Genomic DNA, 20,003 nt, shown 5'->3' on the forward strand with positions numbered 1-20,003 from the left:
AAAATTTACTCGTAAAAATCTGATTATGATTTTTTAAATTTCACGCAACACTCGATTTGTATCACCTATTTTTTCTAAGAGCATACTTATTTGTGTGCTCTATTTATTTTTTTCTAAATAACTCTTTTATTAAAGTTTAAAATCACCCTCGTTTGTCTATTTCAATTTGTTCTTCTCTTATATTTACTATTAGCAACACCAAGATTTCAGATATGAAAATAAAAATGAACAAGTTTTTTATCACCAGCTGTATTAATACCTGTCCCAATCGGACTTGCACTTCCGACTGAACTCTCTGTTTTTAAATCAGCATTTAGGACAAACTACCAATCAGCCCGTACTTGCAAATAATGAATATGATGCGGTATCAACTTTCTAGAGTCACAACAAAATAGAAAAAGCATTCTCTATTAGAAAGAATGCTTTTTTTGAAACTTAATTGTTCTTTGTTTTGCCCAATCTATACCTTTAAGTTAAGCATACATATAATAAATTTAGTAAAAGGTTCCACCTTATAATTAAGTGTTATTTCTGAAAAACATGTTTTACTTTTTCACCTGGAACATTACTCCCCCCTCTTCCTTTTACATCTTCAATCATCATGGTAACAATCATGTCTGGTGCATTTGCATCAAAAGCTGCAAACCATCCCAGTTCCTTTCCATCTGCTTCTTTCGACTCCTTCAGTTCTGCTGTACCGGTTTTACCAGCAAGAGTTACACCATCAATCTTAGCAATTCTCCCAGCGCCATCAGGGTCATTAATGACTTTTATTAATGCACTCTTTACTATCTCTTGATTCTTTTTAGAGACCACGTTTTCTTTCCAATTCCCCGCTACTTTTGCTTCTTTTAACAGATGAGGCGACGGAATATTCCCTTCATTCACAATCGGTGCATATGTTAATGCTAAATGAAGTGGTGTCATTAATACTTGTCCTTGTCCATATCCCGTATCTGCTAGTTGAATATCGTTTTTTATCCCATCTTTTGCAATTGTTGAAATAGGAAATTCGTATTCGATTGGTAATTTTTCATGAAATCCGTATTTCTTAAATTCACTTACATACTGATCTTTCCCCATTTTCAAAGCTTGTTGAGCAAAATAAATATTATCAGAGTACTTCATTGCCTTATCAAAATCAATTGAACTAGCTTCCTTCACACGTGTTATATAATAATTTCCCCACGATGAATCTTTTGTCCATTTTAATCCTTGAATTTTAAATTCTTCTTTAGGATTTATTGTTTTCGTTTCCAAACCAATCGCACCTGTAATCGTTTTAAATACAGAACCTGGTACAAATGCTTTTGTGAAGCGATTCATCATTGGCAGTTTCGAGTCGTTATTCCATGCTTCTCTTTGGGCTTTTGACGCTCCTCTAACTATTATATTTGGATTATAAGCAGGGCTACTTACAAGTGCGATTGTTTCACCCGTTTTAGGATTGACCGCTGCACTAGATCCTGCTTCATTTTTCATCTCATTAAAGATTTTTTCTTGAATTGCAGCATCAATTGTTAACGTAACATTTCCCCCTTCTTTTGCTTCTTTTTTTGCTACGTTTTTAATCTCTTTCCCGTTCTCATCTTCCATAAATACGCGTCCACCCTTTTCACCACGCAATTTATTCTCTAATACTTTCTCTAAACCTGTCTTACCCACTAAATCATCTGCTTGATAACCTTTTTTTTGAAGCGATTTTAACTCCTCTGCATTCACCTTTCCTATATATCCTGTTAAGTGTGCCGCTGCTTCTCCTAATGGATACGTACGAATATTTACTGGGCGAGAGGAAACTCCATCTAATTCAATATAATCATTCTGTCTGGTTCCCTCTTTTAAAATACCAATTGGTACAAAGGAATCTGGTTTTATCCATTTCGCTGCGAGCTTCTGATCGACCTCTTCTATAGACATATCAAGTAATTGTGCTACTATTTCTTTCGTTTGCGCTGCCGTTTCACCTAGTTTCTCTGGAATAATTCCAACCTCAGACGCTTTACCGTTCGTTGCAAGCCCTTTTCCATTTCGATCATATATTTCTCCGCGTTTTCCTTGTTCTATTTGCATACGTACTTTGTAATCTTTTTTCATACCTGGGAAAATGAAGTCTGGTGTCCAATCTATTTTCCAAGATTTCTTATCTTTCACAAGTTTTGCTTCATGGATGAATGAAACTGTTCCTCCATACGTATCCATTTTAACTTCAAAAAGAAAACGTTCTTTATCTTTAGTATTCTCTCCTTTCGTTTTAATTTTTAAATTCTGAACTCCAATACCTTCATAGATTTTTTCATATTTCTCGGTAAAATCTTTTTTCGAAATCGTCTTTTTTGCATGTTCTGATAAATGATCATACATATTTGCAAATTTTTTATCATTCCATAAATTAATATATTCTTCAAATGCTTGTTTTGGCGGTTCGTTTTTATTACATCCTACCAACATAACTCCAAAACAAAAGAAAAGCAGCATCCATATTTTTTTCAATTCAATCTTCTCCCTTAGTTAAAAATGATTATTCCTTTCTAAATAAATTTAATAAAAAATGTTTTAACGCTTAATAGACAGTGTAAGTAATGAAATAGTTCCACATTTACAAAAAAAATTTATTTATGGTTATGCTGCATTCAAAAAGAGAAGATGTTAAGCTTCCTATAAACAAAAGAAGCGAATCTATTTAGCGAACGTTATCATTATTAGTGTTGTTTTGAAAAATTCATTTAAAATCCCTTTTAGTTCTTTTTCGCCGATCTTATCTTTTTTCTTTATAGATTTTTGATACAAAAAATAGAATCCTTATAATAAGGATTCTACATCAATAAATAACAAAAATATAAACAATACAAAAATCACTTAGAGTATAAGTGTCATCTTCATCACTTCGGGGCGTTAATATATACATATTGTTCATCATAATCTGTCACAACAACACTATGTTGATGATATATTTATTTTTCTTAACCTGATAGTGACCGGGTTCTACCCCATCTAGACGTATTGGTTTACTTTTCTGTAATGTTTACAAACTCGACAGCTCTCCTGTCCTCAGTGCCTAAAGCCGTTATTACTTTATCTATTTCCTTACTTAATTCTGGTGCTTTCCCTTGATTGACTAAATTAAGATTCCCAAAAGATTTATTAAAAGATAGAATCTGTCTAATTTTTTCTTTCCCATTTATTTCTTTAAATAATGTATCATCTACAATTAATAGGATTTCGTTGGATCCACCACGATATGGCGCTAGCCATACATCTCCTTCGTATTGAGTACTCATTTTTTTCCCATCATATGTTATCTCTTTTAAATCCTTATATTCTTTATTTGCAAATAAGATAGTTTCATCTTTTTCTATTTTTGGTAACGAATCAAGAGGGACTGATGATGTAAGCCCCTCGTTATTATCCCTTTCACGTATGAGCCCTTTTTTATTCATTTGCTCAGCAGTTGTTCTACTAATAAATAGTAAATTACTAGTAGCAGTATCCATAGAATCCCCAAAATTAGTCGGTAGCTTTATGTCGAGCTTGTTATTATCTATAGTCCCTTCTTTTAATTGATATAGGTCTTTTGAGCTTGTTATATCTTTGTATGAGTCAATTATAGAGCTTCTTGTTTGTTCGTTTATCGCTCCTACTTCTATTGAAATTCCATTTGCCGGAGAGTCTTTTGTACCAAATAATGAACATGCTCCTAACATGGTAATCGAAATACTAGCCACTATTAATAATCCAATCCTTTTTTTCAACCTATATTCTCCTTCTTTTAATTATATTTAAATTAAAAAATCATTTTATACATTTTTTTCAAGTATTGAGCACGAACAAAGTAAAAGTATATAATTTGCATGACTAAGAAACAAATCAATACCATAATTGAACTACCCAAAACTGAAAAATTGGCTAAATTTTGTAAGGCCATAAAAGCAACCGCACTATGTGCAATAGCAATTATAATTGGTAAAAAGAATAAAAGTGCAAGTTGACGTGACACAATTTTCTTTAATTCAGGTTTACTTAAACCGACCTTTGCTATCATTTTATATTGCTGCTGATTTCGTTCTAAGTCGGTGTATAATCGGAAATATAAAAAGCTTGCGGCAAACGTAAAGAAAACAATACCTATTAATACACTCATGATAGATGCAAGTCCAAACTCTTGCTTCATCACTATCCATGTAAGAATTAAAGTCGAAAATGTATATTTTTCGTTGTCTACTATATGCTCATTTATACCTTTATTATCCTTCTGAAAAGCAGCTACAATATTTTCCGCAACTTTTTTTGTTTTCTCCCAATCTTTCACAATAAAACCATTAATAGTGATTTCAAAATAGTAATTCTCTGGATCCGCTATCATTTGATTATATACAGCGTCTGGTACAATAATTGTCGTTACTTGTGTTTTTTGTAATTCTTTCGGAGTAAGTATTTTATTTACATGCATATCTTTTTTTATATTTCTATACAACAATTGAAAGTTATTTTGATTAGATTTTGTATTAGCAACTTTTCTTGAAGGTATGACAACACTATCATTTTCATCTTTTAAGCTTTCTTTTTCAAAACCAAATGCCTTAGCTAACTTATTATAATCACTTAATTTTATAACGGTTGATAATATATTACTGTTATAGAGAGTATCTCGAATTTGTTTTGTTGAATAAGTCACCTGTTTGAAATTAAACTCACCATCATGGAGTTCGCTTTCTATTTTTTTTAAATGTTCTTTTTCTAAATGGTTATCATTATAAGACTGATAAGAAAATGCAAAAGGACTTTTTGATTCAGCCATGGATGAGTTGCCTAATCCCATACAAGTCCCCACTGCAGTGAAGGCAACGGTAGAAATAATAGTGACCATAAAAAACATTTTTGCATTATCCTTTAATTGATACACTAAATCTGAGATGGTTAGTATGTTTGTTTTCTTAAAGAAAATATTTTCCCTTTTCTTTAATGCACGTAACACATACACACTGAGCTGGGTCAAGAAGAAGTACGTTCCAAGTACAACAAAGCTCACCCCTGTCGCCATCATGAATAATACATATTTCATATCCTTGTATTGAATTGCATTAACACTATGGAATACAGCCGTATATCCTAATCCAATACAAATAAGTGCGAATAAAGACAGCCAAAAGGATGCTTTGGGTTCAGGCTTTGGCTTTTCTTCTGCTTTTATTAATTCTACTAATTGCTCTACATTTACTAGTCGAGAAGTGAAAAGTGAAATAAATAAAAATAATAAGAAGAAAGCCCCAAATGTTATTCCAATTGCTTTAAAGGGCATGTAAAATGGGAGTCCTTTATCAATCATTAGCAGATTGTTGCTCATAATTAAAATAAACTTAGAGAACGCCATTCCAATTGTAATTCCTGTTAAAATAGAAGCGATTCCAATTATTATATTTTCAATAAATACTAATTTATTCAACTGTGAACGTGACATCCCATGTAGCATTAGAATTCCAAAATCTTTTTTTCTTGTTTTTAAAAATGCACTTACAGAATATAGGATAAAGAAGAATGAGAAGAAAAATATTAACCCCTGCGATATCTGTAATCCTGACTTTGCAAATGTATTGATTGTTACACTGGCAGCAAGATCGCCTTGTAAATTAGGATGAAATGCAAGTAATGCGTAAGTAAAGAAAATCATAATAGCAAACGTACTACTTAAAAAATGAGCCAAATATGTTCGTTTACTTCGAATGACGTTATTAAATGCGAACTGTCGAAAAGTCATTTGCATTTCCTCCTAATAATGCTAAAACCTCTAGAATTTTTTGATAGAATACTTTGCGATTATCTCCACAATAAATCTCATTGTATAACTGTCCATCTTTGATAAACACAATCCGATCACAATAACTTGCAGCCATTGCATCATGTGTCACTAACATCATCGTTGTGCTATTTTCTTTATTAAGCCTTGTCAATAATTCCATCACATCACTAGCAGATTTTGAATCCAGATTTCCTGTAGGCTCATCCGCAAGTAATAATTTCGGATTATGAATAGTAGCTCGTGCGATTGCTGTTCTTTGTGCCTGCCCACCAGAAATTTCATACGTACGTTTATCTAATATTTCAGTTATCCCTAGTTTTTCAGCAATAGCTTCCACTTTCCCTTCCATTTCTGTAGGGCTTACACCATCAAGCGTAAGTGGAAGAACAATATTTTCTTTCACTGTAAGTGTATTAAGGAGATTAAATGATTGAAAAACAAACCCTAATTCACGTCTTCGAAATAAAGACAACTGATCTGGAGATAACAGATATGGATTTTCTCCATGAATTAATACTTCTCCTGATGTTGGAGCATCTATAGTAGAAACCATATTTAATAGCGTTGTTTTACCACTCCCAGATGGTCCCATAATTCCTATAAATTCACCTTTGTTTATTTTCAAATCAATATGGGATAATGCTGTATAAGAAATTTTCCCAGGATAAACCTTCCCTAAATCTGAAACATGTAGTATCTCCACAAGTATTTCACCTTCCATTTCTCTTTTCGATACATGAAGTGTAACCTATATTTAGTATGTCTCATATCGATTTCCCTAACATTTATCTAACAAGTTTGTAAGATTCAAAAGAAAAAACCGATGAAAAGTTTACCTTTCATCGATTAACGAGATGCATATGGGAATACGATTTTAACTTTTGTTCCCTTACCTACCTCAGATTCTAACTCAATCTTATGATTTAATTTTTCACATACTTCTTTAACAAGATATAATCCCATTCCCGTAGACTCTTTGAATTTCCTACCATTTTCTCCAGTATAAAATAGATTAAAAACACGTGGTAAATCAGCAGTAGTAATACCCACTCCATAATCTCTTACTTCCAAAATAATTGCTCGTCCTTTTGAATACGCCGATACCATTACTTTCCCTTTCTTACTTGATGAATATTTAATTGCATTTGACAGTACTTGATTGAGTATAAATCGAAACCATTTCTTATCTGTTTCTACAATAAGACTCGGATCTACTTTTACTTCTGGATACACATAACTACGTATAAACAGACGTTTATTTTCATGAATAACAGAATCAATCATTCCCAATAATTGCAATCTTTCTACATGAAAATCCTGTTCAAATGTTTCTAAACGAGCAACATATAAGACCATTTCTAATCCTTTTTTGATTCTTTCCGTTTCTTCATTAATACTGTCAAATTGAGAGTCATCTGCATCTTGTGTAATTAACTCAATAACAGAAAGAGGTGTTTTCATTTGATGAACCCATTGATTCATAAAAGTCATTTGTTCTTGTTGTTTTCGTTCCCATTTTTTTAATTGGTTTTGATAATATTGATATTGAGTTTGTAGTAATTTATCTAAGGCCATTGATAATGGCGTCAAATCACTATCTTTTATTGACTCATTTAAAGTTTCCATTGGTGTGGATAGACGCTTGTAGAATGAACGATGACTATAATAACGATATATTAGATAACCCATTAATAAAAAAACACCCAAAAATACAGAATATAATGCTGTCAAAATATGTGGATAACCATCAAACCAATATATAAAAAGAATGATAAGCAATTGGGCAAATGTATAACAAATGAGTGGAATATGTTCTTGTAAAAATAATTTCATTATTCCTTTCCTTCCTTCTCCCAAGTAGCATGCAAACGATATCCAGCACCACGAACTGTCTCAAGTGCGTTTTCAATACCTAAATCTTGCAATTTCCTTCTAATTCTACCTATATTTACACTCAATGTATTCTCGTCTATATATGAACTATCCCATAGTTGTTCTAAAATCACTTCACGTTTTACAAGGAGCGGAGACTTTGTTATCAATATTTCCAATAAAGTTGTTTCTTTTCTAGTAAGTATAATTGTCTTATCTTCTAGTTGAAGTTCCATTCTTTCTGGGAACAGGAATAATCCTGATTGCTCAACTATTCGTTCTTTTACTTTAGGAGCATATTCACCGTATGCTCTCCTGAGTTGACTACGGATTTTAGACATTACAACTTCATAATAAAAAGGTTTCGTAATGTAGTCATCACCACCATTTTCTAAAGCCATAACTTGATCCATCTCTCCACTCCTTGCAGATAAAAATACAATTGGACAAGTAGAAATAGCTCGTATTTGGCGACACCAATAATAACCGTCAAAATTAGGTAAATTTACATCTAATAGCACTAAATCTGGTTTTATCTCTTGAAATATTTCTAAGATATTTTCAAAATCCTCCATAATAACACTTTGGTATCCATATTTTTTTATATGAGTTCCCAGTAATTCAGCGATTTTCATATCATCTTCTACAATCATGATTGTATTCATTTCGTAATCTCCTTTAATTTAGGTGTAATTTTTAAAGTTCGTTTAGTGTTTTATATTTTATTTATTTAAAAAAGATGATATCTTATATCCCCCTTCAAATGCAATAAGTATCCAATAAAGCGTATATTCATTGTTTCTTAATTAATGAACTTAATAGAGATGGTTTCCATCTTTTTTCTTTACTTAAAATAGCATGTTGACTCTCCAATTAGATGAGTAGGATATAATTGAAAAAGCGCCCTGTTTACAGGGCGCTTCATTAAATACAATATCCATTTTACAGATTAACTAAAAAAACTTATAAATTTTATACCTATTAGAGCTATCTAAAAGGGGTACGACCATGATTCCTTTTTTTGAGCCACTGACAAATGATTAAGCCAAGAATATCAAAATAAATCGGAACAAATATATATTAACCTTGGTATATTTTTAACATTCTAAAGGTGCATAGCCAACCATAATTAGTGATTGAGTATGCACCTTGAATTTTTTGTTTGCTTTTTTATAAATATATTTTTGTACATATGCGTTTTAAATAGTGATTTCTAATAATAAGGAAGTAAATAATTTGCATACAGATAAAGCTTATTAATACAACAATTGAGCTTTGAATAACAGACATTTCCCTACTTACTGTTTGTCCTAATTGATGAAACGTTAGAAATGCAAAACTGCTGTGAACCATAGCCACTACAATCGGTAAGAAAAATAGTAACATCATCTGTCTTGTTACGATTTGCTTTAACTCACTTTGGCTTAAACCTAATTTTGAAATCATTTGATATTGCTCTTGATCACGTTCTAAATCAGTAAATAGACGGAAATATAAAAAGCTAAGCGTAAACACAAAAAATACAATCCCCACCATTACACTTGAAATAGAAAGTAATCCGTTTTGTTGTTTCATTTCAAGCCATTTTAAATTCAAAGATGAAAAGGCATAATAATCATCTTGGCTCGTACCAATGAACTTCATAAGTTTTGTAGAAACTGCAGTTGTTTCAGGCCAATTTTTTATGATAAAACCGTATATGGTGTAATCTCGGAGTATACTTTCTTCTTGTATATTTAGGACTTTGCTGTAAACAGCATCAGAGACAATAACAGGTTTAACAAACGTGCTCGTTAATTCTGGGATATAAACTGTTTTTTGAACAGCAAGTGGTACTTCTAGTTCACCATGCCTTAATTCAAAAGGTTCTAGATCCTCTGCACTTTTGTGGTTTTTCTCTGATCGTATAACGATACTTTCATTTTCATTTGTTAATTTCTCTATTTCATACCCTAATTTTTTAGCGTATTCATTATACGTAGAAAGATTAATTAAAACCGGCCCACTTTGTGCCCTTTTAAATTTTGTTGCTACAAGTTTATAAGAAAATCCAGATTCTTTTAATTGTTTTTTTATCTCTTCAATATGGGATTCTTCTAGTGTATTCCCCTTATCCGATTGATAGGTAAATGCATATGGGGTCTCATGTTTTGCCAATTCAGGATTTGCGATAGCCGTACAAACTCCAATTGCTGTAAAAGCAACTGCAGATATAATTGTAACGATAAAGAACGTTCTCGCATTATCTTTCATTCGATACATCAATTCTGAAATAACAAGGATATTGGTTCTCTTAAAAAATGTAGTTTCTCTATTTTTTAAGGCGGATAACACATATACACACAATTGAGTAAAGAAAAAATAGGTTCCACATACAATTAATAAGACACCTACTCCTACGAGTAGGAATAATTGATTTAAACGCATGTAATCGACCGCGGCGATACTATGATGAACGCAGGAGTAACCTGCTCCAAATAAAATAATGACCAACAAGGATATCCAAACAGACACTATTGGCTCAGGTTTTGGTTTTTCCTCTGATTTTATGAGTTCTACCAGCTCATTCATTTTCACCATTTTTGATGTAAACAATGAAATAAGTAGAAATAAAACAAAAAAGGACATTGCTGTTACTAGCATTGCCTTTAATGGAAAGTAAAATGCTAATGTTTGCTCTACTCCTAATAAAGACCCACTAACTAGTAAAAATAATTTAGAAAAAACCATCCCAAGTCCGATGCCTACTACTATAGAAGGGATTCCAATCAACATATTTTCGAAAAAAATTAATCGATGAAGCTGTTGATGAGACATTCCATGTAACATTAATAATCCAAACTCTTTTTTTCTATTTTTTAAAAATGCACTAACAGAATAGAAAATAAATAAGAAAGAAAAGACAAAGATTAAGTAATAAGATAAATGAAATCCTATTCTCCCAAATGTACTCATGATGGTACTTACATGAGTCAGTTCGCCCTGTAGGTTCGGATGAAAGATAAGTAGTCCATAAGTGAAAAAAATCAATACCGCAAATGTACTACTAAAAAAATGACCAAGATATATTCGTTTATTCCGTAAAACATTATTGAATGCGAGCTGTCGAAAAGTCATGTTTATTCCCCCCTAACATAGAAAGACTCTCCATAATATTTTTATAAAATAATGGGCGATCACCATTGTAGCAAACTTCATTGTATAACTGTCCATCTTTAATAAAAATAATGCGGTCACAGAAACTTGCAGCAACTGGATCGTGTGTCACTAACATCATTGTTGCCTTTTCTTCTTTATTTAATAGTGTTAATACCTCCATTACGTCTTGAGAGGATTTAGAATCTAAATTTCCTGTCGGCTCATCCGCAAGAACCAATTTAGGAGAGTGAATGAGTGCACGGGCAATCGCTGTTCGCTGCGCTTGTCCTCCTGATATTTCATATGTTCGTTTATTTAAGATTTCGTTGATTCCTAATTTTTTCGAAATAGATTCTACTCGTTTATTTATTCTCTTCACATTCATGCCATCTAATACGAGCGGAAGAACCATATTCTCTTTTACTGTTAATGTATGCAACAGATTAAAGGATTGAAAAACGAATCCTAATTCCTGTCTGCGAAATAAGGCCAAATCATTGGGTGAGAGTTGATACGGATTTTTATTATGAATGAATACACTGCCTGATGTTGGTGAGTCAATAGTAGAAACCATATTCAATAATGTTGTTTTCCCACTACCCGAAGGGCCCATAATCCCAACAAATTCCCCCTCTGTAATTGTTAAATTAATATTTGAAAGTGCTGTATGTGAAACCTTCCCTTTGTATTCTTTACTAAGATCTTTTACTTTTACTATTTTCATATGAGAAATTCCCTCCAAATTTACATACTAAGAATGAGATTTGATAGAAGATACCTGCCTACATTTTGACTTTTTTAAAATACGAGTAAAGTACCATTCATTAATTGTCTAGTTTCGAATTTTCTTATTTAAACTGGAATAATTGGTCAAATGTATTAAGCACCAAAATAACTTGATATCGTACCTCAGGATTTTTACGAATGTTTCTGTTTTTCATTGTAGTAGTAAGGTTGTTTTTCTCATATTGAATTACCTTTCATTTTTCTTACACGCTTGCAATGTTTCTGAAAATACAGTTTATAGAGTTTGCAGCCATGATTCTTTTGTGGGAGATAGTAAAGAGGGATTTTTCATATGTACTTTACTATAGGGAACTAGCTTTCTGTATAGTTTTTATTTGCATTTCATTGTGTTTTCTTAACAAAACACCAAGTTCTAGCTCATCTTAAAGTGGAACAAATTTATTACTTAGATTGTCTATTACGTGTATTCCTAAAATTAGATACAATAAATCCCGTTTGATATCTATTTTTATGTATTACAAAAATATGAAAGGACTTATTATTTTGAAAAGTAAAAGGATGAGTATTTGAGGGGTACAAGTTTAATACTTTTACAAGTAAAAAATCGCAAGTGAACGCTAAAAAATAACAATCCAAACAGCAGCTTATCAATCATATAAACATTTTGCATGTGCTTTAAGCAATAAAATTTTGGCTGCAGAGGTATTGGTATCCTATACACACTTTAATTGCATCGGTATTTAGAGTACCTAGAAAAAATCCATATATTCTTGAAAGAGGTTGAAAATTTATGATAATTTTAAACAAGTTCTTAAACACTTCGCATTACAAAAAGATTGTACCTGTAGTATTGCTTTCATGTGTGACACTTATAGGTTGTTCCAATAGTAATAATCGATCTGAATCACCTAATCAAACGAATCAAGTTAAACAAGAAAATACGGTTAATCATTCTTTTGCTAAACTTGAGAAAGAATTTGATGCTAAACTCGGTATTTATGCATTGGACACGGGAACGAATCAAACTATTACTTATCGATCAGATGATCGTTTTGCATTTGCATCTACATCCAAATCATTAGCTGTGGGCGCTCTTTTACGTAATAACTCATTAGAAGCTCTTGATCAAAGGATTACGTATACTCATGAAGATCTTTCTAATTATAATCCAATTACAGAAAAGCATGTTGATACAGGAATGACATTAAAAGAACTTGCTGATGCTTCTGTTCGATATAGTGACAGTACGGCACATAATTTGATTCTTAAACAATTAGGTGGTCCTTCCGAGTTTGAAAAAATATTGAGAGAAATTGATGATACGGTTACTAATTCAGCACGATTGGAACCTGAATTAAATGAAGTGAATCCAGGAGAAACACATGATACCAGTACTCCAGAAGCGATTGCTAAGACGCTTCAATCTTTTACATTAGGAACTGTACTTCCACCTGAGAAACGTGAACTATTAGTAGATTGGATGAAGAGAAATACAACTGGAGATAACTTGATTCGTGCGGGCGTACCAAAAGGATGGGAAGTAGCTGATAAAACAGGTGCAGGATCATATGGAACAAGGAATGATATTGCAATTATTTGGCCACCAAATAAAAAGCCAATTGTTCTTGCAATACTTTCTAATCATGAGAAAGAGGATGCTACATATGATGATAAACTTATTGCAGAAGCAACCAAAATAGTGTTACATACTTTAAAAGTTACGAATAAATAATAATAGTAATAGATTAAAAACTTTCCATTTTCCGTCACAGTACTGTGACGGTTTTTAGGTGTTTTACAAAGAATTGACCACTTAGTATTACGGAAGCAATTCAAAAAAACGTTTAAAGACCACCTATTTCCGTAGGTGATCTTTCTTTGTGATTTTGCATTTGTACATTACTGTAGAAATATATCGTAGATACGCTTTGTTTGCTAAATTTTTAGTTCCCTCCATTTACTAAAAAACATCGCTTAATACAATTAATATCATATTTTTTAAATTGCGAACTATTATTCTGTCTTCTGTACAGGCAAACTACTAAAAATCAATTCAGCAACTTTTACATATCCTTTTGAGTTTGGATGAATTAAATCCGTAGACCATAGCGTATTGTCATAAACTAAATGATGATTCCAAAAGTCAACATGATGAAGCTTATACTCTCTACTCAGTGAAAGTATAACTTCATTTGCTTCTAATAATTGTTCTTTTAATACTTGTTTTTTTTCAGAAGAAAAAGGAAGCCTAACTGTAAAATCTGGAAGGTTTGCTATCATAATATCAGCACCTGTTTTACTTAATGTATCTATCATAAATTCCATATCGTTCTTATATGCATGATGATTCCAACGTCCTTTTAAAACATCGTTTGCACCTGCAATTAGACTAACCAAATCTGGATTAAAAGTTAATGCCTTTTCCAATTGCTGCGAGCGAATTTCTTTAGTTACTAACCCACGCTTTGCAAAATTAGCATACTTTAAATCGTTTACACACAGTTGAACAAAATGATCTACCCAGCTTTTTAATGCTATTCCCTCAACTTCATCCCCTATCCCCTCTGTAAAACTATCACCAATCGCTACAAATCGCTTCCACATATCTAGTCCCCCTTTTTTGTTATTCATATCTACACTATACAATAGCCCACAGCGTAATTGTTCTTCTTAAATGTTTTTCAATTTCAATTAAATTCCATAGGAGATTTTTTAAATGAGCAAGACAACTAGATTAAACTATTTCACATGAACAAAAACATGAAAATCTACGTTATTTTCTCGCAGAAATAGGTTGAGACCAACTATCTTTGTCATTATCATTTAAGCGTACTTGAAAAACATATATAGGTTGAGAAAAACCTTTTGAATCAGCGTGGTAATCTATATTATAATCTGTAATAACTAATGTATCACCTGCTTTGAAAGATATTATAGGATCAAAGTCTCCTTGTTTTAGTTTTTGAAATGCTTCTTTGGGAGACAGAATTTCAACATCTCGAATATGTAATTTTTTTGTAACTAACTCGTTGTCATCAGGCATTTTTGTAATTTTCTCTTTGTAAACAGGCATTTTTTTACCTTCGTCTTTTAACTCTATTGATGTTTTTATAGTGACATCAGACATATCGGTTTTTGTAATGGGATCAAAAGACGTATTCCCAAATTCCTTCATTTGATACGAAATCATTATTCCAAGTGCAACAAAACTTACTGTAATCGGAAGAAATAAATACTTGATCATTTGTGTATCCGTTTCTTTTTTCTTCAGCAATATAAGAACTATATTTAACATAGAATATCCTAGCATAATTCCTAAAGTATTATGAAATAAATCGGCTAGTTCCATACTTCCACGTTGCATTATAAATTCAAGGATTTCAATCAATAAACTTGCTATAATTGAGCTGATTAACATCCATTTTGTTTTTTGAAAAACATTACTAAATAAAGGTAATAAAATTCCTAACGGAAAAAGCATACCTATATTCACAATGATATGGAAAAAAGAAGAAAATGAAAAGGTATTCCATGCTTTTTTATAAACACTAAATACATCAAAGTCAATTGTTCTTGCAAAGGTTATATCATCTGGTCGACCAAATGAAGTAGCTGATAATGCAAGGGAATAATATCCTATTATTAATATGAATAACATAATTTGCTGTACGGTAAATTTTTTCCCTCCTTTACATACCTTTTTGTATACTACAAAGTAGCTAAAAGAAAAGATGAGTAGTAACAAGAATGTGAGTTGTATTGTAGGAATTGCAACGGTAACAAGTAGTTCGGAAATAAAATTCATTTTACACCTCTGTTTTTACGAATAAAATATTCAATAGTTTTATATAACATTCTAGATATAGATAGCGATGTGTTGTTACCTCTATTAATTATTAATACAGAATTAAATCTGTATCCATTGAGCATTTCTTCCTCTTGAAACTAGCGTTTTACTAATTGTACTTTCGGCTATGTTTGGATAAACGTTACGAAGATTCTCTTTAGTAAGAGGATTTTTGGAGTTAAGTATAAAATTAAAAATTTGTTCAGTTTTAGCATATTTATATAGAATCCATAATTGACCGATTCCTAATATACTTAGGAACCGGTTATATTCGCATATTTACTAAAGAAATAAGATTCCTTCAAATATTACACTTTTCTCAAAAAATTTGTTGTTCTTTGTTTTGCCCAATTGATACAGTTCTTTTCAATTAAATGATACGATACTATAGAAAAAAGTATTGTCATTGTCATACATAAAGTAAGAAGGAAAAAGATAGGTATCTTTGTATACAAAAGTTTAAATAGTACCATCATGATCGGAAAATGACACAAATAGATACTATATGAAATTTCTCCTAAGTATACAAATACACTCTTATTTAAAAATGCTTTTACCTTTAGGTTACTCATGGCCATTATAATAAATATACTAACACCAATTACAACACCCCAATCTTTTAATAAGAAAGTAGTATCATTACGGGAAAACCCATAAATCAAAATGGAATATAAATATAGAATAATCCCTAATGCAATAAGAAATCCTTTTTTAAATTTTTTCATATTTTGATATAAGTAAATAAGTTTTTCCTGATACTTAAAAAGTAACATTCCAACCATAAACATAGATGTGAAATGCAGTGTATCGGCATAACCATTATAAAATCCCTCTGCTTTCCCAATATGCAACATATTAAGGAAAACACTAATTAAAGAAAAGCTCAAAGCAATTAGTATCGTTTTCTTCCAACTCAGTTTATAAAAAAGAAGGAATAACAAAGGAAACACAATAGATATACGCATTTCTTGAGCCAATGACCAGATAACTGGATTATAATTTTCCGTAAAAAAGTTATTAAGAAGCACAAAGTGGTTTATAATATCTATTTTTGTTATAGACCCTTGCCATCTATCATAGAACCAATCCCGTAGTCCTGCCACTTCATACGGTGAAAACAAAATAAATAACGCAAAGGTAATGATTATCCAAAAATAGTAAGGAATATAGATTCTTACAAATCGCTTAATTAAATATCCCCAATAATTTGTTTTTGAATGATAAAGTGCCATAGATAACACAAAACCACTTAGTACATAAAAAACGATTACAGCTTCTCCACCCGCCCATAAAAACCTAAGCGGGGAAAATTTAATAGAATTAGGTAACGATGGTAGCATTAAACAAAAATGTCCAAATACCACTGTAAGTGCAGCTAACCCTCGTATGGAATCTAATTCTTTTATTCTCTTACTCATAAAATGTTCTCCTTGTAAATTGTAGATTTTGCTGTTCATAAAGGCCACTATACTAGTGTAGTGGGAGAATTGTACATATTGTTTCTTTAAATTCCTAATATAAGCAGTACAAAGTCAATCTATGTATCTGTTTTAGGGAACTTTCGTATTTAGGCATAATTTACATAATAATAGAAAGAAAAAAGAAATTTCATTCTATAAAATCGTATTGTCGTTTAGAAAACATTTTAAAACTGTTTTCTAAACCCTCGTTATAGTCTGTCTGTTTATCTGTCCATTGAACGCCCTTATTTCCAGGCCACCCTGAGGTATTTGCAACATGTTTTAATAGCTCTGGCCCTTTTAAATTTTGCTGTAAACCACGGTTATATGCATTTATCATATTAGATATTGCAATTCGAGTATTCGTTTCTGCATTTTTCAAATCTTCGTTCGTTAAATCTTTAGGTGCTAGTCCACCTCGATGAAGCTGAAACAGTCCAAATGATGTGCCCTGATCTCCAACTGCGTTTCGATTAAACTTACTTTCATGGAATGCAATAGATAAAGGAATCCATGGCGGTATACCATGCTCTATTGATATTTGTTGAATCGTGTCTCTTACTTTAGCTCGGTTAGTATGATGGTCATATGCGGATTTTGCAAGATATAGCCCTGCTGTTAAAACCAAAATAAATACTCCGATTTTTATTAATATCCCTCTCATCGACGTCACCTCACTTGTCAGTATTAAAGATTTTCACTAGTAATCATATGTTTTTGGGAAATCAACTCGTAATCGTGTATCATTTGATTATTCTTTTTTTCATTAATTATCGATTTTTAGGTGAATTTATTAGGGGTTCTCTCCATGTAACATTCACTTTTATCAATTTTGGTACATTTTTTGTAAGAGAGAAAGTTTGTACCATCCATAAAAATCGTACTTTTTTCTCGAATACTTTGTTTTCTATTCGCTTGAAATTAAAGAATAACTATATACAAAGGGATAAACGCTATAAAAAGATACTTAAACTTCTTTAAAAAATTCATTTTTTGGCCTCCATTTCTTTATATAATTAATTTAAAACAAAATATTTAATAGAAAGAAAAGATGTTATTAAATTTTTATAAAATTTGATAACAGAAATAAGTACCAGATATTAATTTTTTATTGTCACATGATGGAATAATGAATGTTTTTCCATCATGTAACTTTATTAAACTAACCTTGCACCAGAATCCTTTAAATCGAAAGATTCATAATAAACGCTATCCTTATTGTATATTTCTACAAAAAGAATAGCGTTTTTTGATTATATGGATACAAATTTATTTTAGCTTGATAGCAATACCAAAAGTTCCGAAGAACCAAATTGGAGAATAAATGCAATCTTCCATTCCAAGCCATCCACATAAGAATCTACACTACTTTCAACCCTTTTGTTTCAAGCAAATATTTTGTTTTATTCTATAAAGTTAGCTTTTTACTATATCAACCACACTATCCCACATACTACTAAAGTAAGATTCTATTTCGCGCATAAAACGTGTAAACCAATTAGCTTGTTCTACATCAAATTTTGTTACAAGGTCTACTTGTAATGATTTACCTGATAAAAACCCAGGATCTGTACTATCTTTAGGCGATATAATCATTTGACTAATTGTTACACCTTTTTGAATAGGTGCTTCTTGTTCTTTATTTGATACTTTAAATTCTTTTTTATAAACGTCTTTGTTGCTCTTTGGCATTGGAAGTGAAACAACTTGCTTCGTTTGAACTACTACATCTTTGTCTTTTGCATTTGCTACTCGCACCGTTTCATGCCCATTTACTACTGAATCTTTTCCATAGACCTTCTTCACTTCAAAATTCGCAAATCCATAATCATATAATTTCTTTGTTTCATCAAAACGTGCTGTATGAGAGTTTGCTTTTATCACTACAGAGATTAGACGCATACCGTTTCTTTCTACTGTACCAGTGAAACAATCTCCGGCTTCTGGAGTAGTTCCTGTTTTCAAGCCATCTACACCTTCGTATTGCTTAATTAAACCTTTTAACATCCAGTTAAAGTTCGTCATATCAATCGGATACTTGCCACCCTTTTGGAATGTTTTTTTAGGGATTTTTGCTGTGTCTAATATTTTCGGGAAATCTTGAATAAGACGTTGTGCTAAAATCGCACAATCTCTTGCGGACATCTTATTTTTCTCGTCTGGAGTTGTCCCTTCTGGGTGATGTCCTTTTAAATCATGGTTTGTTAAACCTGTAGAGTTTACAAATTTATAATTTTTCATTCCAAACTCTTTTGATTTATCGTTCATCATTTTCACGAAATTGACTTCTTTTCCAGCAATCTCTTCAGCTAAAGCAATTGTTGCACCGTTTGCAGAATAAATTACCATTGCCTCATATAACTCTTTAACCGTATAAGAGCCACCATTTTCTAATGGAACGTTTGATAATGAGCGATCTTGCGAAATCTTATATGCATATTCAGAAATTTTAACTTTTTGATCCCATTTGAGTTTTCCTTTATCCACCGCTTCATGGACTAAGTATTCACTCATCATTTTTGTCATACTAGCAATTGCTAATAATTCATCTGCATTTTTTTCATATAAAATTTTCCCGGAATTTACTTCTACTAAAATTGCTGATCCTGCTTCTACGTCTATAGCAGGAACTGTTTCCGCTGATGCTCTTCCAAATGTAACGACCATGCTACAAAATAGTGTAAGCACTGTTACTATTGCAATAAATCTCTTGCAAAACATACCTTTCACTTCTGTTACCTCCAATATCTTTGTACTCAAAAAAACGTTATTCTAACATAATCCTTCAAAAAATAGACAGCGTTATCAAAATCTATATACATATAAGACATTAGGACCACTTTCATATAGAACATCTCATCCCACCCTTTTAGGCACACTGACACTTAGTATTCCCACACACATCCCTCTTTTTAATACCTTTGTATTTTTCAAATTGATTCGTACTTTCATATTTTTTAGGATTACACTTAATAGACAATCTAAGTAATACATTTGTTCCACATTTATAAAAAAATAAAACCAGTGTGCCCCGGTTGAATATCGAAACACACTGGTTGCTAAATTTACTATCGTCTCTTACATTATTCATATCAATGAACTTCCCCTTTATTCGATTAATTACTTTATAATGATAAATAAA

At 31.6% G+C, this 20,003-nt stretch carries 14 protein-coding genes and 1 pseudogene; 1 reads left to right on the forward strand and 14 read right to left on the reverse strand.

The features are described from left to right. Nucleotides 1-525 precede the first annotated feature (525 nt). From FT637_RS24100 to FT637_RS24135, 8 genes are all read right to left on the reverse strand, one after another. On the reverse strand, nucleotides 526-2,493 hold the full coding sequence (locus tag FT637_RS24100) for a penicillin-binding transpeptidase domain-containing protein (protein WP_193648431.1): 1,968 nt from the start codon (nucleotides 2,491-2,493) through the stop codon (nucleotides 526-528). Nucleotides 2,494-3,008: 515 nt separating this feature from the next. Beyond that, complete coding sequence (locus tag FT637_RS24105; RefSeq protein WP_193648432.1) at nucleotides 3,009-3,752, reverse strand: lipoprotein BA_5634 family protein; 744 nt, start codon at nucleotides 3,750-3,752, stop codon at nucleotides 3,009-3,011. 32 nt (nucleotides 3,753-3,784) lie between these two features. Then, nucleotides 3,785-5,755, reverse strand: a complete 1,971-nt coding sequence (locus FT637_RS24110) for an FtsX-like permease family protein (protein ID WP_193648433.1) — start codon at nucleotides 5,753-5,755, stop codon at nucleotides 3,785-3,787. Next, nucleotides 5,730-6,500 (reverse strand): ABC transporter ATP-binding protein, encoded by a 771-nt coding sequence (locus tag FT637_RS24115; protein ID WP_319805964.1) that lies wholly within the window; start codon nucleotides 6,498-6,500, stop codon nucleotides 5,730-5,732. The genes FT637_RS24110 and FT637_RS24115 overlap by 26 nt, the downstream gene beginning before the upstream one ends. Nucleotides 6,501-6,643: 143 nt before the next feature. Then, on the reverse strand, nucleotides 6,644-7,630 hold the full coding sequence (locus FT637_RS24120; RefSeq protein WP_193648435.1) for a sensor histidine kinase: 987 nt from the start codon (nucleotides 7,628-7,630) through the stop codon (nucleotides 6,644-6,646). Next, on the reverse strand, nucleotides 7,630-8,334 hold the full coding sequence (locus FT637_RS24125) for a response regulator transcription factor (protein WP_193648436.1): 705 nt from the start codon (nucleotides 8,332-8,334) through the stop codon (nucleotides 7,630-7,632). Before FT637_RS24125 ends, FT637_RS24120 begins: the two co-directional genes overlap by 1 nt. A 505-nt stretch (nucleotides 8,335-8,839) precedes the next feature. Then, nucleotides 8,840-10,786: an FtsX-like permease family protein gene (locus FT637_RS24130; protein WP_193648437.1), complete on the reverse strand. Its 1,947-nt coding sequence runs from the start codon at nucleotides 10,784-10,786 to the stop codon at nucleotides 8,840-8,842. Then, on the reverse strand, nucleotides 10,758-11,531 hold the full coding sequence (locus FT637_RS24135; protein WP_193648438.1) for an ABC transporter ATP-binding protein: 774 nt from the start codon (nucleotides 11,529-11,531) through the stop codon (nucleotides 10,758-10,760). Before FT637_RS24135 ends, FT637_RS24130 begins: the two co-directional genes overlap by 29 nt. 813 nt (nucleotides 11,532-12,344) lie before the next feature. On the opposite strand from FT637_RS24135, the gene bla reads away from it, so the two are divergent. Beyond that, nucleotides 12,345-13,286 (forward strand): class A beta-lactamase, encoded by a 942-nt coding sequence (gene bla / locus FT637_RS24140; RefSeq protein WP_193648439.1) that lies wholly within the window; start codon nucleotides 12,345-12,347, stop codon nucleotides 13,284-13,286. A 281-nt stretch (nucleotides 13,287-13,567) separates the two neighbouring features. Here bla and FT637_RS24145 read toward each other — a convergent pair whose 3' ends face one another. The 6 genes and pseudogenes from FT637_RS24145 to FT637_RS24165 form a co-directional block, all read right to left on the reverse strand. Beyond that, the gene (locus FT637_RS24145; protein ID WP_193648440.1) at nucleotides 13,568-14,185 is read right to left on the reverse strand and encodes an SGNH/GDSL hydrolase family protein; all 618 of its coding nucleotides are present in this window, start codon (nucleotides 14,183-14,185) and stop codon (nucleotides 13,568-13,570) included. A gap of 142 nt (nucleotides 14,186-14,327) precedes the next feature. After that, nucleotides 14,328-15,359 (reverse strand): VanZ family protein, encoded by a 1,032-nt coding sequence (locus FT637_RS24150; protein WP_193648441.1) that lies wholly within the window; start codon nucleotides 15,357-15,359, stop codon nucleotides 14,328-14,330. 102 nt (nucleotides 15,360-15,461) lie between these two features. Then, nucleotides 15,462-15,620, reverse strand: a pseudogene (locus tag FT637_RS30065) (Fic family protein); the annotation flags it as partial. An 89-nt stretch (nucleotides 15,621-15,709) separates the two neighbouring features. Beyond that, entirely contained in the window at nucleotides 15,710-16,819 is a 1,110-nt protein-coding gene (locus FT637_RS24155) for an acyltransferase family protein (protein ID WP_193648442.1), read from the reverse strand. A 190-nt stretch (nucleotides 16,820-17,009) separates the two neighbouring features. Further along, the gene (locus FT637_RS24160) at nucleotides 17,010-17,525 is read right to left on the reverse strand and encodes a transglycosylase SLT domain-containing protein (RefSeq protein ID WP_193648443.1); all 516 of its coding nucleotides are present in this window, start codon (nucleotides 17,523-17,525) and stop codon (nucleotides 17,010-17,012) included. A 752-nt stretch (nucleotides 17,526-18,277) separates the two neighbouring features. Further along, complete coding sequence (locus tag FT637_RS24165; protein ID WP_319805965.1) at nucleotides 18,278-19,591, reverse strand: D-alanyl-D-alanine carboxypeptidase family protein; 1,314 nt, start codon at nucleotides 19,589-19,591, stop codon at nucleotides 18,278-18,280. Nucleotides 19,592-20,003 lie beyond the last annotated feature (412 nt).

The organism is Bacillus cereus, from assembly GCF_015071065.1.
Lineage (GTDB): Bacteria > Bacillota > Bacilli > Bacillales > Bacillaceae_G > Bacillus_A > Bacillus_A cereus_BA.

Excerpts from the sequence above, each read along its gene's own strand:
- FT637_RS24110 (WP_193648433.1), bottom strand. The coding sequence starts at position 5,755 with ATGACTTTTCGACAGTTCGCATTTAATAACGTCATTCGAAGTAAACGA.
- FT637_RS24120 (WP_193648435.1), bottom strand. The coding sequence starts at position 7,630 with ATGAAATTATTTTTACAAGAACATATTCCACTCATTTGTTATACATTT.
- FT637_RS24125 (WP_193648436.1), bottom strand. The coding sequence starts at position 8,334 with ATGAATACAATCATGATTGTAGAAGATGATATGAAAATCGCTGAATTA.
- FT637_RS24130 (WP_193648437.1), bottom strand. The coding sequence starts at position 10,786 with ATGACTTTTCGACAGCTCGCATTCAATAATGTTTTACGGAATAAACGA.
- FT637_RS24135 (WP_193648438.1), bottom strand. The coding sequence starts at position 11,531 with ATGAAAATAGTAAAAGTAAAAGATCTTAGTAAAGAATACAAAGGGAAG.
- bla (WP_193648439.1), top strand. The coding sequence starts at position 12,345 with ATGATAATTTTAAACAAGTTCTTAAACACTTCGCATTACAAAAAGATT.
- FT637_RS24145 (WP_193648440.1), bottom strand. The coding sequence starts at position 14,185 with ATGAATAACAAAAAAGGGGGACTAGATATGTGGAAGCGATTTGTAGCG.
- FT637_RS24150 (WP_193648441.1), bottom strand. The coding sequence starts at position 15,359 with ATGAATTTTATTTCCGAACTACTTGTTACCGTTGCAATTCCTACAATA.
- FT637_RS24155 (WP_193648442.1), bottom strand. The coding sequence starts at position 16,819 with ATGAGTAAGAGAATAAAAGAATTAGATTCCATACGAGGGTTAGCTGCA.
- FT637_RS24160 (WP_193648443.1), bottom strand. The coding sequence starts at position 17,525 with ATGAGAGGGATATTAATAAAAATCGGAGTATTTATTTTGGTTTTAACA.